Origin of the sequence: uncultured Algibacter sp., assembly GCF_947487605.1 — a bacterium.
Classification (GTDB): domain Bacteria; phylum Bacteroidota; class Bacteroidia; order Flavobacteriales; family Flavobacteriaceae; genus Algibacter_D.
The window spans coordinates 216,499-232,298 of the sequence record NZ_CANKXK010000002.1 but is presented as its reverse complement, the minus strand read 5'-3'; the positions used below and the strand labels follow the sequence as shown (position 1 = coordinate 232,298).

The window sequence follows — 15,800 nt, the reverse complement described above, 5'->3', positions numbered from 1 at the left end:
ATTACTTAATACCAAGATTCCTCTTTATACATCCTAGTTTTAGCAACTCGTTCTCGATTATACAAATTCATATGTGTTTTAGTTACTTGTCTGTTTCGGTAGCCTAATGCATGAAATATGGGTTTCGCAAAAAACTTTGCCACCTTCAAATTAACTTTTAAAACACCTTCTCTTTTATTTTGCCAAGAAATACCTGGAAACAACACTAGTAAGTTGTCAATTTTTATGCGTCTTAAAAAAATAGACATTTTTAAGTAAAATGGTTTTATATCTCTAATAATGAAAAAGCCTTCGGCTCCCTTTTTTTGATATAGTGGCATAAAAATACGCGCATCGTGTTTTGAATAGATATCCTCTTTATTGTTTCTGGCTATTTTAGCCCCTTTATTAATTTTTTGAAAGCTTTTAAAGCCTTCATACATTTTAAAAGAGTCTTTTTTGTTTATGCTGTGCAAGTGTGTGATTTCAAAAAAACGATTTAACGATTTACTTTCCTCTTTTAATTGATTATAATACTCAAGATTGTATGCTTCTGCTTTATTTATTGCGCCTGTGTAATGCAATACTAAATTAATAAACGCTAAGTTGTTTTCTATAGAACGAACATCGACATGCTGGCCAGACTCAAAACCCAACGAGAGATAGCCTAATGTATTGATGTAACTTAAAAGGGGCCCATTCAAATATTCTTCTATTCCTAAAACAATAGGTACTGGAAATAATTTAGAAAACTTACGATTTATTAAAGCATCGTTAATAGTTATAAATGGCAGTGTTTTACTTGAAGTTGTATGCAGGTCGAAAAAATAAAATGGTCCAGATTTAATTTTTAAAATACGCTCTAAAAAATAGAGCAGTTTTAAAAGCTCTTTTTCTTCGTTATTTAAAGTGTTTTTGTTTTTAATGGTGTTTATATTATCTCTAGTCCATAGCCTATTCAAGTCTTGATTAATGTATCTCTGGTTTTTTTCTAAAGCCTTCAAATTACCAGAAATAGCATAAATAGAACCGTTTAATTCATCTGGTTTTATGTTTTTTAAAACCTCTTGTAATGCAATAACACCTGCTTTTTCATTGCCATGAATACCTCCAAAAAAAACCAAGGTTGGCCCTTTTTCTTCACCATGAATTTCTTTGATAATTCTTTTCACAGAAGCTTCTTCTTTCTTCGTTTGTGTATAATTTATATTCACCTAATTATTATAAATCGTTATTGGTTATAAGCCCTATTAATTTATTATGTTTTGTTACTGGAAGAAAATTAATGTCGTAGTTTTTCATAAGTTGTTTTGCTTCACTTACAGAACAGTCTTCTTTAATGATTACTAAGTCTTGCTTCATAATTCTACCAACAGACATGTCGTGTTTACTTTTTTGATCTAAAAGTGGTTTCACATCACTCCAAGACAATACGCCAATAATTTCTTTTTCCTGATTAATAACAGGTAAATGATGAATCTCTTTCCATTGCATCATATTTAATACCAGTTCAACACTATCGTCTTTATCGACTGAAAAAATATCGGTATTCATAATATGTTTTACAATACGATCTTTTTCAGAAGGTAAATCCTCTCTTTCGTCAAGCACACGCCAAGTTGAAACAGGGTAACCTCTTTCTTGTTTTTCGTGTAACTTAGAGGTAAGTATTTGCATAGCCTCGTAACGCTTATGGGATTTCTTTAAATGACGATAACTTCTAATTAACCATTCCGAACCATTTAAACCCCTAACACGGTCTTTTATAATTTTTAAGTAATACTCGGCATCTTTTGGAGAAACACCCATGCTGTATAACCCTTTATATGCCATAGGTAATAACTCATCTAAAATTAAATTATGACTTGACACGTATTTGCCATCCCAATAAAATTGGGTCGCCATTCCATAACGCGCAGCATTAAAGAAATTAGACTTAGTGTCTTTAAAATCCCATGTTTTATGAATGTTGTTATAGCGTTTTGGTTTTCCTTGCATAATTCCAACCCAAAACACCATGTTTGCAACTTCATCGGCTGTTGTTGGTCCAGCTGGAATATATCTATTTTCAATACGTAAATGTGGCTTGTTTTTAGAAACACCGTAGCACACACGATTCCAAGGATACACCGTTCCGTTATGAAGACCCAGAGCTCTAAGTTTTGGCATTTCTCCTTTGTCAATCATATCCACGCTATTCTTTGTAAACTCTGTGGTTAAAAAACTTCGAAATCTTGAAATATTATCCTTAAATATATCTGTAACGCTTCCTGTTTGCCATTTATTTCCAAAACTTACACGCGATTGATTTTCGTTTAAAACAAATGAGTTTGTTCTCGTATCTATACTCTGCGTAAACAAGGCTATTCTTGTTTCGTTCCAAAGCTCTTTACCAAACAACATAGGTGAATTTGTACAAGCACTCAAAACAGGTCCTGAAATTGCTTGCGCCCAATTATATGTATCTGTGAAATTTTTAGGGTTAACTTGTAAATGCATTTGAAAACTAGTATTGCAGCCTTCAAGCATCACAGAATCATGTAAAAAATTAATTTCATCGACCCCTTTTATATGAATATTAAAATCTTCTTTTCTAGTTCCTTTTATGGCTTCATTTAATACTTCGTAACGTTTTATTGGTGTCATTTTATCTAAACTAACACTGTCTAAAGTTAATGACGGTAAAATTCCTGCTAATACAATTTTTGTGTCTTCTTTTTCAGCTGCTGTTTTAGCTTTTTTAATCAACAAATTTAACTGCTTATGTAGTTTGCTAAAGCAATCCCCTTCAAGTTTTAGTGGGTCTAAATTTGCTTCTAAATTATAGTTTCCTATCTCGGTAGTAAAATGGTCATCATTAATGTTTTCTAATATTTTTAGCGCGTTATTATGAGGTAAAAATGTATTATCAACAAGGCAAAACTCCTGTTCTGCTCCTATTCTTATTGGGGCTTCTTCAATCATACCTTTATTAATCATAATATCAAGTGCCTTAATATCATTTAATAAATGATGAATGTAATTTGCTCGATCTTTCTTTTTTGAAAGCTTGGTTACATTTAATTCTCCCATGACGCCTTATTTTTTAGGTGTTTTTAGGATATGAAATTACTCTATTGCAGCTTTATAAATTATGATTTTTATCATACCAACAAGAAGCCTCAATGTTGTTAATTCTTATTGCTACTTTTGTAACTGCATGAAAACATTGTCTAAAACATATTCTAAAAAAGAAAAGTTAAAAAGCAAAAAGCTTATCGATGCGTTATTTACTCATGGACAATCTGTTTCTACTTTCCCGCTTCGTTTAGTTTACTTACCAACAGATTTTAAGGAAGATATAATTGCTAAAACTAGCGTTTCGGTAAGTAAACGAAACTTTAAAAGTGCTGTTGATAGAAATCGTATAAAACGTTTATTAAGAGAGGCTTATCGCTTAAATAAATCAGTGTATTTTAACAACATTACAACACAATATGCGTTTATGATTTTGTACATTGGCAAAGACAAACCTTCTTTTGTTGAGGTTGAAACTAAAATGAATACGTTGTTTGAAAAGTTTTTAAATAAAACTTCCAAATCATAATACTTATAGCTTATGAAATTACTACTTAAGAAAAGAATTATAGTTCCTGTATTTGCTGGAATTATATTTTTAAGCACAACCGCATTCAAGAACGATTTTTTTGAAATCGCAAAACAAATAGAAATTTTTACCACCTTGTTTAAAGAACTCAACATGAATTATGTTGATGAAACAAATCCTGGTGATTTAATGGATCATGCTATTAAAAGTATGCTTGATGGTTTAGATCCGTATACACGATTTATGAATGAACAGGATGTGGAAGCTGCAAGAATTAATAATACTGGTGATTATACTGGGATTGGAGCTAAAGTAAGAACATTTAAAGATAAGTTAGTTATTGTTGAACCATACAAAGGATATCCTGCCGATGAAGCTGGTTTAAAAGCAGGAGACGAGATTGTTAAGGTTGGTGATGTTGTTGTAGAAACCTATAAAGACGAAGCTGGTAATTTGCTTCAAGGTACTCCTGGATCGTCAATAAACGTGACCTTTAACAGACAAGGTAAACAACAAACTGCCACTATTAAACGAGCCGAGGTAGAAATTAAAGCAGTGCCTCATTTCTCTTTAGTTAACGAAAAAACTGGTTACATTGTTTTAAGTCGCTTTAACAGAAAAGCATCTTCTGAAACTAGTTACGCACTTCGTGATTTAAAAGCTCAAGGCGCAGAACGTATTATATTAGATTTAAGAGGAAACCCTGGTGGTTTATTAAATGAAGCAGTAAACATTGTAAACCTTTTTGTTCCAAAAGGCCAGTTGGTAGTAACCACAAAATCTAAGGTAAAAAAATATAATAGAACCTATTACACAAAAAACAACCCTATTGATACAGAGATTCCTATTGTAGTTTTAATTGATGGAGGAAGCGCTTCGGCTAGCGAAATTGTTTCAGGGTCGTTGCAAGACTTAGACCGTGCGGTTGTGGTTGGTTCTAGAAGTTTTGGAAAAGGCTTGGTTCAACGACCAAAACAACTAACCTATGGTACTCAAGTTAAAATTACCATTTCTAGATATTACACACCTTCTGGTCGTTGTATTCAAGCTTTAGATTATTGGAATAGAAACAATAAAGGTGAAGCGGTAAGGGTAAAACAAGAAAACTATAATGAGTTTAAAACAAAAAACGGGCGTAAGGTTTTTGATGGTGGTGGTGTTTTTCCAGATGTGAATTTAGGCGCATCTAAAAATGCTGCAATTGTTAACTCCATCGAAAAAGAAAACCTAATTTTTAACTATGCAACCAATTATTATTACAACCATAAAATTGAAGACATAAATAGCTTTAAGCTTTCTTCTTCCGATTTTTCTAATTTTAAAAGCTACTTAAAAACAAATAACTATTCTTTTGAAACTGACACAGAAAAAAGCCTTTACAAGGCACTTGAAACTGCCCAAAAAGAAGAATTAGATGATGATATAGAAAAAGATTTTCAAACCTTAATACAAAATTTAAACATTTCAAAAAACAGTATTATTGATGAAAATAAAGCATACTTATTAAAAGCGCTAACAGACGAAATTGTAAAACGATATGTTTACAGAGAAGGTTTATATGATTACTATAAAACACACGACGATCCTATTAAAAAAGCAACAGAAATATTGAATAATCCACTTGCTTATTTAAATTACTTAAGATAACGAAGTGTTTTTAGTAACACTAAAAAAGAGTATATTTAAAAACTTATTTCCATTAATAGCTCGATGAAAAAATTAATTATTTCTTTAATATTAATTTTAGATACATGTTTTGTTTTTTCTCAAAATAAACTAGTTCATGAAGTTTATTTTAATACTGATAAATACGAGGTGCCTATAACAGAGGAAAACCGCTTATTGCTTTTTATTTCTAATTTAGTAGATGTAGATATTGAAACCATTTCAATATTTGGCTTTTGTGATGATAGAGGTGCTGATACTTATAATTTAAATCTCTCACAACAACGTGCAGATGCTATAAAAACTATTTTTTCTAATAATGAAATAAGCGAATCTCTAATAACAAATGTTGACGGAAAAGGTGAGGTTTTATTAAAAATAGTTAATGAAAAAAACATTGCAAAAATTAGAGGTCTTAATAGAAAGGTTGAAATTATTGTAAAACCAAAACCACCTAAAACCAAGGAAGGAAAACTAAAAGAGGTTGAAAAAAAGAGAGATATTCCAGAAATTATTAAAGGTGAATTAAAAATTGGCGATAAAATTGTTTTCGATAATATTTTATTTAAAACTGGTTACAGTACTGTTACTAAAGACTCTAAAAAAACACTTGAGAATATAGCAAAGTCTCTAATGGATCGCAAAGATGTTTATTTTACCATTCAAGGGCATGTGTGTTGTACTAAATTTAGTCGAGACGCTATTGATAAGAAAACAAAAAAAAGAAACCTTTCTGTAGCAAGAGCTAAATATGTTTATAATTATTTTGCTAAAAAAGGTGTTGATAAAAAACGTATGAAATATGTGGGAATGCGTCGTAAATTTCCACTTGGTGGTGACCCTAAATTTGATAGACGAGTAGAAATATTAATTACTTATGTAAAATAAAACTAGTGTTTTATCATCGCAATATGCGGAATACCATCTTCTAAATACTCCTCTCCTATTATTTTAAAACCTAAATTAGAATAAAACTTCTTTAAGTAGCACTGAGCTGAAATTTTAATAAGTGTTGTGTTATAATATTTTTTTATTGCTTCAATAGAAGCAATCATAATATTATACCCATATTTATATTGGCGTTCTTGTTTAGAAACCACAACCCTTCCTATGCTTGATTCATTAAAATAATCGCCTGGTTTAAAAATACGTGTATAAGCAATAAGTTTATCTTTTTTTATACCTAAAACATGTAATGCTTTTTGGTCTTTACCATCAATATCTTGATATACACAATCTTGTTCTACAACAAAAACCTCGCTACGAAGTTGTAATAAATCGTATAGTTCTTGTTTTGTGAGTTCATCAAAAGATTTTACTTTAATTTTTATCATCCTATAAAAAATAAACACCTTAACTAAAAAAAATTAATTTCTATAAAAGAAATTAATCTTGTACAATAACCTCCTTAGCGTCGTCCTTTCCAAATTCAGGTTGAATATTTACATGGTTAATATCATACTTATTAAAAACTAAATTTTCTATTTTATGTAAAATAATATCAAATTCTGAAAGAGTTATATTATTATTAAAATCGATGTGAGCTTCTAGATGAATTTCATCTTCGTTTAATTGCCAAACATGCACATGATGAACATTTTTTATACTCTTAAAAGCGTTAATTTCGTCTACAATTTTTTGTATAGGTATATCGTCTGGAGTAAATAACATAAGTACTTTCGTTGAGTTTTTTAATAAATCAAAACCCATCCAAATTAAATATATAGCGATTGCAAAAGTTAAAACACTATCAACCCAAAACATGCCATAGTATTTCATTAATAATCCTCCAACTAAAACAGCAACACTAGCCATCATATCTGTAAAAAGATGTAAATAAGCACTTTTCATATTCATATTAGCTTCAGCATCTTTTTTTAACAACAACACACTAAAACCATTTCCTAGAATAGCAATTAACGATAACCAAATAACTAAATTAGATTCTATTTCTTGTGGGTTTTGAAAACGCTTTATAGCTTCTATAATTAATAATACCGCAACAATAATTAATGTAGATGCATTAATAAAAGCAGCTAAAATTTCTGCACGTTTATAACCAAATGTTCTATGGATAGATGCTTTTTTTTTAGACAGTTTATTAGCAATATAACTTACAACTAAAGAAAGAACATCGCTAAAATTATGTAAAGCATCACTTAAAAGTGCTAAACTACCAGAAACTACACCACCTATTACTTGCGAAACCGTAATAAGAATATTTAATAAAATAGATATGAAAAGATTTCGACCTTTTAAATCGTTATGAGAATGTGAATGATTATGAGAATGGTTGTGACCCATTTAACAAGATAAAGGAATTTTATCTATTCTATTTTGGTGGCGACCTCCTTCAAATTCTGTGTTTAAAAAAGTTTCTACCATTTTTAATGCTTGAGGGATAGCGGTAAATCTAGCAGGAATACATAATATATTAGCATTATTATGTTGTCTTATAAGTTCTACTATTTCATTAGTCCAACATAAACCAGCACGTATTTTTTGGTGTTTATTAGCTGTCATAGCAACACCATTAGCGCTTCCACAAATTAAAATACCATATGTGGCTTTATTGTTTTCAACATCATCTGCAACAGGATGAACAAAATCAGCATAATCAACGCTATCATTAGCATCAGTACCGTAATTATTAATGGTAATTCCTTTTTCTTCTAAAAATGCTTTAATTGCAAATTTATATTCTGTACCAGCGTGGTCGTTTCCTATAGAAATTGTCATGATTTTATTTATAATTATATCCTTTTACAAAGGTAGTAATTATAAACAATGTGTATTAGTATATTCATTAGTTGTTAATAACTGTTTATTAGTTTCTAAAATTAAAATTAGGAGAATTAAATTAATTTTTCAATCCATAACATTTAATTAACATGCAAATAAGTTAACGTAAATTTTTAGTTAATTTATAAGCACTAAAAAGTATAGTTGTTAATCATATTATTTATAATACTTATTAAAAATACTTGTTAATATAGGTTTCTAACAATTGTTAATAGATTTTATAAAATACTTCTATTTAAACAAGTTAATCATTTAAAAACTGTTCATTATATATCAACAACATTATATAAGATATATATCAAAATAAATTATAAAAAAGTTATACCGTTATTCACAAACAATAATAACCATCATTTATTTTTTTAAATTTTAAAAGAAAAATGATTGTATTATATATAATGTGGATAACTTCAATTTAACACTGAATAAATATGATTAAAATAATTAATTGTAGCTTTGTAAAAACAAATAGCAATTTCTTCACCTGTACAATGCTATTTAATAATAAAATTTCCTATACTTTAGGAATTGAAAATGATTACAAAAATTAAATGAGTAAAAAAAGAAAAGGGAAATCCAAAAAGAATGGTATTTCCAACTTTACAAATACAATCTTAAGTATTTTAAAAAAAGATAGAAATCAAGCTTTTAATTATAAACAAATTGCCGCTAAACTCGGGGTTAACGACGCTAGTAGTCGAAATCAAATTATAAAAACCTTAGCTAAACTTGCTGCTAAAGAAGAAATTATACAAGTAGATCGCGGTAAGTTTAAGGCAGTTATAAACACAGAATATCATACAGGTATTTTAGATATGTCAGCTAAAGGATCAGGATATGTTATAAGTGATGATTTTGAAGATGATGTTTTTATTGCTTCAAACAATATTAATAAAGCATTACATGGTGATGAAGTAGAATTTTATGCATACAAACGAAGAAGACGTGGTAAATTAGAAGGCGAAATTACAAATATTATAAAACGCGCTAAATCGGAATATGTTGGTGTAATTCAAATGCAGAATAATAAGAATTTTGCTTTTGTAGTACCAGATAGTAATAAAATGTATAAAGACATTTTTGTACCTATTAATAAAACTAATAAAGCCGAAGATGGTGATAAAGTTTTAGTAAAGCTTGAAGATTGGCCAGAAAAAGCAGATTCGCCTTATGGTAAAGTGGTGCAAGTTCTTGGAAAACCAGGAGATCATAATACCGAAATTCATGCAATCTTAGCTGAGTATGGTTTACCTCATGAATTTCCTCATGAGGTTGAAGCTTTTGCTAATACAATTGATACTTCTATTAAAGAAGAAGAAATTAAAAACAGGCGCGATATGCGTAAAGACTTAACCTTTACCATCGACCCAAAAGATGCTAAAGATTTTGATGATGCATTGTCTTTTGAAGTCTTAGATAATGGACTTTACGAAATAGGAATCCATATTGCCGATGTATCTCATTATTTACAAGAAGGTACCATTTTAGATGATGAGGCTTATGAACGTGCAACATCAGTATATTTAGTTGATCGTGTAGTACCTATGCTTCCTGAAGTATTATCAAACAATGCCTGTTCATTACGTCCGCATGAAGAGAAATATACATTTTCTGCTGTCTTTCAAATAAATGATAAAGCTGAAATTAAAAACCAGTGGTTTGGTCGTACAGTAACTTATAGTGATGCACGTTATGCTTACGAAGAAGCTCAAGCCGTTATAGAAAATAATACAAATGTCACGTTGAGCGCAATCGAAACGTCTCAAATTAACACTCAAATTCCTCAAGAAGTTGCGCTTACAGGAAAACCATACAATACCACACCAGAGTTAGCAAAAGCTATTTTAACACTAGACAGACTCGCTAAAATTATGCGAAGAAAACGCATGAAAGATGGTGCTATTTCTTTTGATAAAGTGGAAGTAAAATTCAATTTGGATGAAGATAACAATCCAGCAGGTGTGTTTTTTAAAACTAGTAAAGATGCTAATAAGCTTATTGAAGAATTCATGCTTTTAGCAAACCGAAAAGTATCTGAATTTATAGGAAAGCAAAGTCCGAAAAAAACCTTTGTATATCGTGTACATGATGAACCAGACGAAAGTAAATTAGCATCATTACAAAATGTAGTAAGTCGTTTTGGGTATAAACTTAATTTTAAAGATAGAAAGAGTACCACAGCTTCATTAAATAACTTATTGCAAGAAGTAAATGGTAAAAAGGAACAAAACTTAGTAGATACGCTTACTATTAGAAGTATGAGTAAAGCCGAATATACCACGCATAATATTGGGCATTATGGATTAGCGTTTGATTATTATAGTCATTTTACGTCGCCTATTCGTCGCTATCCAGATGTCATGGCACATCGTTTATTACAGCACTATTTAGATGGTGGGAAATCAGCCAATGAAGAAGATTACGAAGAAAAGTGCAACCACTCTAGTAATATGGAAAATTTAGCAACAAAAGCTGAACGTGATTCTATAAAATATATGCAAATTCGTTTTATGGAAGACCATAAAGACCAAGAGTTTGTAGGTGTAATTTCAGGTGTTACAGATTGGGGAATTTATGTCGAGATTATTTCCAATAAATGTGAAGGAATGGTAAGTGTTCGAGATATGAAAGACGACCATTATGCCTTTGATCAAGATTTATATGCTATGGTTGGTAGAAACAATGGATTAATTTACCAACTTGGAGATGAAGTAATTGTAAAAGTTAAAAACACCGATTTGGTTAAAAAACACTTAGATTTTAATTTAGTTAGGAAGCTTGAGAGTTGATATCTATTAATATGTTGTTGTGCTTTCGTTATTTTATAATTGGTCTATCCATCCAGGTTTAGAAGCAACAGTAAACATCATTGTTAAAACTAGTATTAAATAATAAAGAGAAATTACAACATGAACTTTATGGTTTTTGCTTTTCAAGCCAAAATAAATAGGAAAGAGTCCAATTAAATGGAAAAATTGTGCTGGATGGAAAAGTTTTTGGTCAGTCAACACATACGCATTTAATTGAATATATACTAAAAATGTAAGTATAGCATAGTATAACTTATGCTTGTTTTTATAATAGTAGTCTTTCCAAGATTTAATTTCGTTTGGGTTTTCAGGGACTAATACTGTAGCAATAAAATAATACAATGCTCCATCCATTAAAACAATAAGAAATTTATAAAGCTTCCAACCTTCTAAATCTCTTAATGCCCAAGCACCCCAAAAACTGGTGATTATGCTAATTAACTGGATTACGATAAATAATAAATGAACTAAGTATCTACTTTGTTTATTAGTAGCTGAAGATATACCACCAAGAAGCCTAAGCGCTGCAGCTGTATAAACAAAAGAAAAGGCAATTGAGATATAGTTGAATAAATCCATCCTATAAAAATAAAGGAAATTTTTAGAAGTATAAATTTTAATATGTTAGACATAAACTCAATTAGAATTGATGAGATGTTAATTGATTTATTTTCGTAACATTATAAATACTTTTAATACCAATAAATAAACAATATTATGATACTAAGTACAACAAACTCTATTGAGGGACATCCAATTCAAGATTATTTGGGTATTGTTACTGGGGTTTCTACGAATGTAAAAACCTCTTTTTCATTTAAAACAACAAAAAACAAAAAGCTTTACGAAGATTTTATTAATCAAGCAAAAGAAGAAGCTTTTCAGAGTTTAAAAGAAAATGCTAATAAACTAAAAGCTAATGCTGTAGTAGGTATTTCAATAGATATTGAAACTTCGTCTACTTCGTATTTTTTTGTTTCTATTACAGGAACAGCTGTAAAGGTTGTTTAATAATTATAATATTTTCATAAAGAAAAAGTATAACGGAATAATTATTGATAATTTTACGTTTTATTAAGAAAACAATCAAACAGATGAAACAATTATTAGTATCCCTCACATTTTTAATATCAATAGTATTAACAGCACAAAATCCAATTGAAAAATCTATAGGCGAGTTTAGTGAACTTAAGGTTTATGATTTAATCGAAGTAGAACTCGTTAAGTCTAAAGAAAACAAAGTGGTTATTACAGGAGAAAACGCAAATGATGTTCTAGTTAATAACAAAAATGGTAAGTTAAAAATAAAAATGAATCTTGAAGAAATTTTTGATGGTAATAAGACAAAGGTTGTATTATATTATTCAGGAGTTGATATTATTGATGTAAATGAAGGCGCTAAGGTACATTCTAAAGATAAATTAAAACAGTTTGAAATTGACTTAAAAGCTCAAGAAGGCGGATATATTAATTTAGATTTAAAAGTAACTTATGCAAATATTAAATCAGTTACTGGGGGTGTAGTTAAAACATCTGGAAAATCAGAAAGTCAAAAAATAGTATTAAGTACAGGTGGTGTTTATAAAGGAGCAGAGCTTCTAACCCATAAGACAGAAGTTTCTATTAATGCAGCAGGAGAGGCATATGTTAATGCGTCAAAATTAGTTGATGTCAAAATTAGAGCTGGAGGTGATGTGTTTATTTATGGAGACCCAGAAATAGTAAATGAAAATAGAGTTCTTGGAGGTAGAATAAAACGTATAAAAAAATAAATAACATAAATATCTTAAGGTAAAAAAACCACTATTTATAGTGGTTTTTTTTGTTCCTAAAAATCGTATTAAACCCATACATAACCCATACAATTTACATTTGAGTCTTTATTTTTAGTACATTAGTACCGCAACAACTAATAAATAAGAATAATTTGAAACCTATACACCGACATCTGTTTTGGTTATTTGCGTGTGTTTCACTTATACTACATACACAAGAAAGATTCCCTATAAATGTTTTTTTGCCTAGCGATTATCATGGAGAATCTCAAAATTGGTCTATTTCTCAATCAAAGGATCGATATATTTATGCTGCTAATAATAAAGGCCTTTTAGAATTTAACGGTGCAAATTGGACCTTATATAATTCACCAAATAAAACGATTATTCGTGCAGTAAAAGTAATAGATAATTTAATCTTCACAGGTAGTTATCATGAATTTGGTTACTGGAAAAAAGATAATTATGGTGTGTTAAATTATACCTCTCTTTCAGATGTACTTGATATTAAATTTCTCGAAGATGAAGAGTTTTGGAATATCTTAAATCATGAAAACTGGATACTTTTTCAATCATTAGACAGAATTCATATTTATAATAAAGAAACAAAAGTTTACAGCGTTGTAAATTCTAAAACTAAAATTTCCAGATTATTTAAGGTTGATGAAATGTTTTTTTTCCAAAGCTTAAATAATGGCTTATATCGAATTGAAAACGGAACAGAAATTTTGGTTTCAGAAGATGAGGTAATAAGAAACAATGTAATAGTTAATATTTTTAACCACACTAATAGTATTTTAATATTAACTCAAGACAGTGGTTTTTATAATCTTACAGACAATAGTTTATCACCATGGGATATATCAGCTAAGTCAGATTTAGCAAAAGTAAGTGTATTTAGTGCTATTGAGATGAGAGACCGAAGTTTTATGTTAGGAACCATTTCTGATGGAATAATACACCTTAAAACGGATGGTACAATTAATTATAAAATAAATCAGTCTGATGGTTTAAGCAACAATACCGTTTTATTTTTACATGAGGATCTAGATAATAATATTTGGTTAGGATTAGATAATGGGATTAATTGTATAAATATTAAATCACCATATAATATTTATTATGACACTAATGGAGATATTGGGAGTGTTTATACTTCAGTAATTAATAATGGTGTTTTATACTTAGGAACAAATCAAGGGTTGTTTTATAGAGATTTATATAGTAAAAATAAGTTTAATTTTATTGAAAATACTCAAGGTCAAGTTTGGTTTTTAAAGGTAATTGATGGGGTTCTTTTTTGCGGACATAATTCAGGGACTTTCGTTATTAATGATACGCAAGCCGAAAAGATTGTAGATATTCAAGGTGCGTGGCTAATTAAAAAATTGAGTAGCGACACAAATTTGTTAATTCAAGGAAATTATAACGGCTTACATATACTTCATAAACTAGACGGAAAATGGAAATTGAGAAATAAACTAGAAGGTTTTAATATTTCAAGCCGTTTTTTCGAATTTATAAACAAAGAAGAAATTTATGTTAATCATGAATATAAGGGGCTTTTTAAGTTAAAGGTAGATAAAGAATTAACTAAGGTAGAAACTTATAATCAAGACAAGCAATTAGAAAAAGGGTTGTATTCTAGTTTAATAAAAAGCAATAAAGATTTACTTTACACAAATAGAAAAGGAATATTTAAGTTTGATTATGTTTCAAAGCAATTTAAAAAAGACACGATTTTAAGTAGGCTTATAGATAAAGAACATTTTACATCTGGAAAATTAGTTTGGGAAGAAAAAACTAAAAAATTATGGAGTTTTTCTTCTAAAGGAATAAATTTTTTAACCGAGTCTAATCTAATAGGAGAAAAAAAGATTATTAGAATTCCTTTTCCTGTAGATATTAGGAAAGATGTAATAGGATACGAAAGTGTAACACATGTAGAAGACGAAAAATTTTTATTAGGGTCTTCTGCGGGCTATATTATTTTTAATTTAAACAAAAATAATAAGCATAAACACAAAATAAATATCAATCAAATAACCGTTAGTAAGCTTAAAAGTGATAGCGAAAGTAGTTTAGTCGATTTAACAAAAAACGTAGAGCTTAAGAATAATGAAAATAATTTAAAGTTTTCTTATAGTATTTCAGAATTTTCAAAAACCCAAAAACCAGAATATCGTTACAAACTAGAAGGAATTTATGAATCTTGGAGTGAGTGGACAACAACAGGTAGTGTGCTGTTTGAAAACTTACCCTATGGAGAGTATACTTTTTTTGTAAATGGTCGCGTAGGCAATGAAACAACTTTAAACACAGAAAGCTATTCTTTTAGTATCAATAGACCATGGTTTTTATCAAATGTTGCCATTGGGCTATACCTATTAGGTGTTATTGTAGTTTCATTTTTAACACACAAAATTTACACAACCTATTATAGAAACCAACGTAAAAGATTAATGCAAAAGGCTAGTAGGGAGTTAGAATTGAAGGAGTTAGAAAACAAGCAACAACTCATGCGTTTTAGAAATGAAAAACTTAGAGAAGACATAGAGAATAAAAACAGAGAATTGGGTATTTCAACCATGAATCTAATAAAGAAGAATGAGTTTTTAGGATCTATTAAAAAAGAATTAATGGATTCAGATGGAACAAGAAGCCTAAAACAGATTGTTAAAATAATAGATAGAAATCTAAATAATAATGATGACTGGAATTTATTCCAAGAGGCTTTTAACAATGCAGATAAAGATTTTCTTAAAAAAATAAAAGAACTACATCCTAACCTAACTTCAAACGACCTTAGGTTATGTGCTTACTTAAGATTGAATTTATCATCTAAAGAAATAGCACCACTTCTTAACATATCTCCTAGAAGCGTAGAGGTTAAACGCTATAGACTAAGAAAAAAAATAGACCTAAGTCATAAATCTAGCCTAACGGACTATATTTTAGAAATATAAAATTATAATAGCCACAATACAGGTATCAAAATTTCCTATACAATACCACAACATTTATAGTTTTTTTAGCACGTTTCTTTATTTTATCTACTATTAAATTCGTAAAAAGCACTTGTAAATATTAGGTTTTTCAAAAAACTTTATTGTTTTTTTTATGATGTATGTTTTTTGTTGAGGTTTATAATAAGAATTCCACATCTATAAATATTAGTTTTAA

At 29.3% G+C, this 15,800-nt stretch carries 13 protein-coding genes; 7 read left to right on the top strand and 6 right to left on the bottom strand.

Going from position 1 to position 15,800, the window contains the following annotated elements; all coding sequences use genetic code 11:
- Positions 1-5 precede the first annotated feature (5 nt).
- Entirely contained in the window at positions 6-1,151 is a 1,146-nt protein-coding gene (locus tag Q0739_RS03295; RefSeq protein WP_298237269.1) for a succinylglutamate desuccinylase/aspartoacylase family protein, read from the bottom strand.
- 49 nt (positions 1,152-1,200) lie between these two features.
- Positions 1,201-3,051 carry a CBS domain-containing protein gene (locus Q0739_RS03290; protein WP_298237268.1) on the bottom strand — a complete coding sequence of 617 codons (1,851 nt, stop codon included), beginning with the start codon at positions 3,049-3,051 and terminating at the stop codon, positions 1,201-1,203.
- 136 nt (positions 3,052-3,187) lie between these two features.
- On the opposite strand from Q0739_RS03290, the gene rnpA reads away from it, so the two are divergent.
- The 3 genes from rnpA to Q0739_RS03275 all read left to right on the top strand — a co-directional run bounded on the left by rnpA (position 3,188) and on the right by Q0739_RS03275 (position 6,118).
- Positions 3,188-3,565: a ribonuclease P protein component gene (gene rnpA, locus Q0739_RS03285; RefSeq protein ID WP_298237411.1), complete on the top strand. Its 378-nt coding sequence runs from the start codon at positions 3,188-3,190 to the stop codon at positions 3,563-3,565.
- 12 nt (positions 3,566-3,577) lie between these two features.
- Positions 3,578-5,212 (top strand): S41 family peptidase, encoded by a 1,635-nt coding sequence (locus Q0739_RS03280; protein ID WP_298237267.1) that lies wholly within the window; start codon positions 3,578-3,580, stop codon positions 5,210-5,212.
- A gap of 63 nt (positions 5,213-5,275) precedes the next feature.
- The gene (locus Q0739_RS03275) at positions 5,276-6,118 is read left to right on the top strand and encodes an OmpA family protein (protein WP_298237266.1); all 843 of its coding nucleotides are present in this window, start codon (positions 5,276-5,278) and stop codon (positions 6,116-6,118) included.
- A 2-nt stretch (positions 6,119-6,120) separates the two neighbouring features.
- On the opposite strand, the gene Q0739_RS03270 is transcribed toward Q0739_RS03275, so the two are convergent.
- From Q0739_RS03270 to rpiB, 3 genes are read right to left on the bottom strand one after another with little or no spacing between them, the layout of a single operon-like run.
- On the bottom strand, positions 6,121-6,564 hold the full coding sequence (locus tag Q0739_RS03270) for a GNAT family N-acetyltransferase (protein ID WP_298237265.1): 444 nt from the start codon (positions 6,562-6,564) through the stop codon (positions 6,121-6,123).
- A 52-nt stretch (positions 6,565-6,616) separates the two neighbouring features.
- Positions 6,617-7,534 (bottom strand): cation diffusion facilitator family transporter, encoded by a 918-nt coding sequence (locus Q0739_RS03265; RefSeq protein ID WP_298237264.1) that lies wholly within the window; start codon positions 7,532-7,534, stop codon positions 6,617-6,619.
- The gene (gene rpiB, locus Q0739_RS03260; RefSeq protein ID WP_298237263.1) at positions 7,535-7,969 is read right to left on the bottom strand and encodes a ribose 5-phosphate isomerase B; all 435 of its coding nucleotides are present in this window, start codon (positions 7,967-7,969) and stop codon (positions 7,535-7,537) included.
- A 614-nt stretch (positions 7,970-8,583) separates the two neighbouring features.
- On the opposite strand from rpiB, the gene Q0739_RS03255 reads away from it, so the two are divergent.
- Complete coding sequence (locus tag Q0739_RS03255; protein WP_298237262.1) at positions 8,584-10,821, top strand: VacB/RNase II family 3'-5' exoribonuclease; 2,238 nt, start codon at positions 8,584-8,586, stop codon at positions 10,819-10,821.
- A gap of 33 nt (positions 10,822-10,854) precedes the next feature.
- On the opposite strand, the gene Q0739_RS03250 is transcribed toward Q0739_RS03255, so the two are convergent.
- Positions 10,855-11,421 (bottom strand): hypothetical protein, encoded by a 567-nt coding sequence (locus tag Q0739_RS03250; RefSeq protein ID WP_298237261.1) that lies wholly within the window; start codon positions 11,419-11,421, stop codon positions 10,855-10,857.
- Between the two features lie 138 nt (positions 11,422-11,559).
- Between Q0739_RS03250 and Q0739_RS03245 the strand changes: the two genes are divergently transcribed.
- The 3 genes from Q0739_RS03245 (at position 11,560) to Q0739_RS03235 (ending at position 15,583) form a co-directional block, all read left to right on the top strand.
- Positions 11,560-11,853, top strand: a complete 294-nt coding sequence (locus Q0739_RS03245; protein WP_298237260.1) for a heavy metal-binding domain-containing protein — start codon at positions 11,560-11,562, stop codon at positions 11,851-11,853.
- 83 nt (positions 11,854-11,936) lie between these two features.
- Complete coding sequence (locus Q0739_RS03240) at positions 11,937-12,614, top strand: head GIN domain-containing protein (protein ID WP_298237259.1); 678 nt, start codon at positions 11,937-11,939, stop codon at positions 12,612-12,614.
- A 155-nt stretch (positions 12,615-12,769) separates the two neighbouring features.
- Positions 12,770-15,583 (top strand): triple tyrosine motif-containing protein, encoded by a 2,814-nt coding sequence (locus Q0739_RS03235; RefSeq protein ID WP_298237258.1) that lies wholly within the window; start codon positions 12,770-12,772, stop codon positions 15,581-15,583.
- Positions 15,584-15,800: the final 217 nt, after the last annotated feature.

Bases quoted from the DNA above. Each gene is read 5' to 3' on its own strand.
- Q0739_RS03290 (WP_298237268.1), bottom strand. From the start codon at position 3,051: ATGGGAGAATTAAATGTAACCAAGCTTTCAAAAAAGAAAGATCGAGCA.
- Q0739_RS03280 (WP_298237267.1), top strand. From the start codon at position 3,578: ATGAAATTACTACTTAAGAAAAGAATTATAGTTCCTGTATTTGCTGGA.
- Q0739_RS03275 (WP_298237266.1), top strand. From the start codon at position 5,276: ATGAAAAAATTAATTATTTCTTTAATATTAATTTTAGATACATGTTTT.
- Q0739_RS03270 (WP_298237265.1), bottom strand. From the start codon at position 6,564: ATGATAAAAATTAAAGTAAAATCTTTTGATGAACTCACAAAACAAGAA.
- Q0739_RS03265 (WP_298237264.1), bottom strand. From the start codon at position 7,534: ATGGGTCACAACCATTCTCATAATCATTCACATTCTCATAACGATTTA.
- rpiB (WP_298237263.1), bottom strand. From the start codon at position 7,969: ATGACAATTTCTATAGGAAACGACCACGCTGGTACAGAATATAAATTT.
- Q0739_RS03255 (WP_298237262.1), top strand. From the start codon at position 8,584: ATGAGTAAAAAAAGAAAAGGGAAATCCAAAAAGAATGGTATTTCCAAC.
- Q0739_RS03250 (WP_298237261.1), bottom strand. From the start codon at position 11,421: ATGGATTTATTCAACTATATCTCAATTGCCTTTTCTTTTGTTTATACA.
- Q0739_RS03245 (WP_298237260.1), top strand. From the start codon at position 11,560: ATGATACTAAGTACAACAAACTCTATTGAGGGACATCCAATTCAAGAT.
- Q0739_RS03240 (WP_298237259.1), top strand. From the start codon at position 11,937: ATGAAACAATTATTAGTATCCCTCACATTTTTAATATCAATAGTATTA.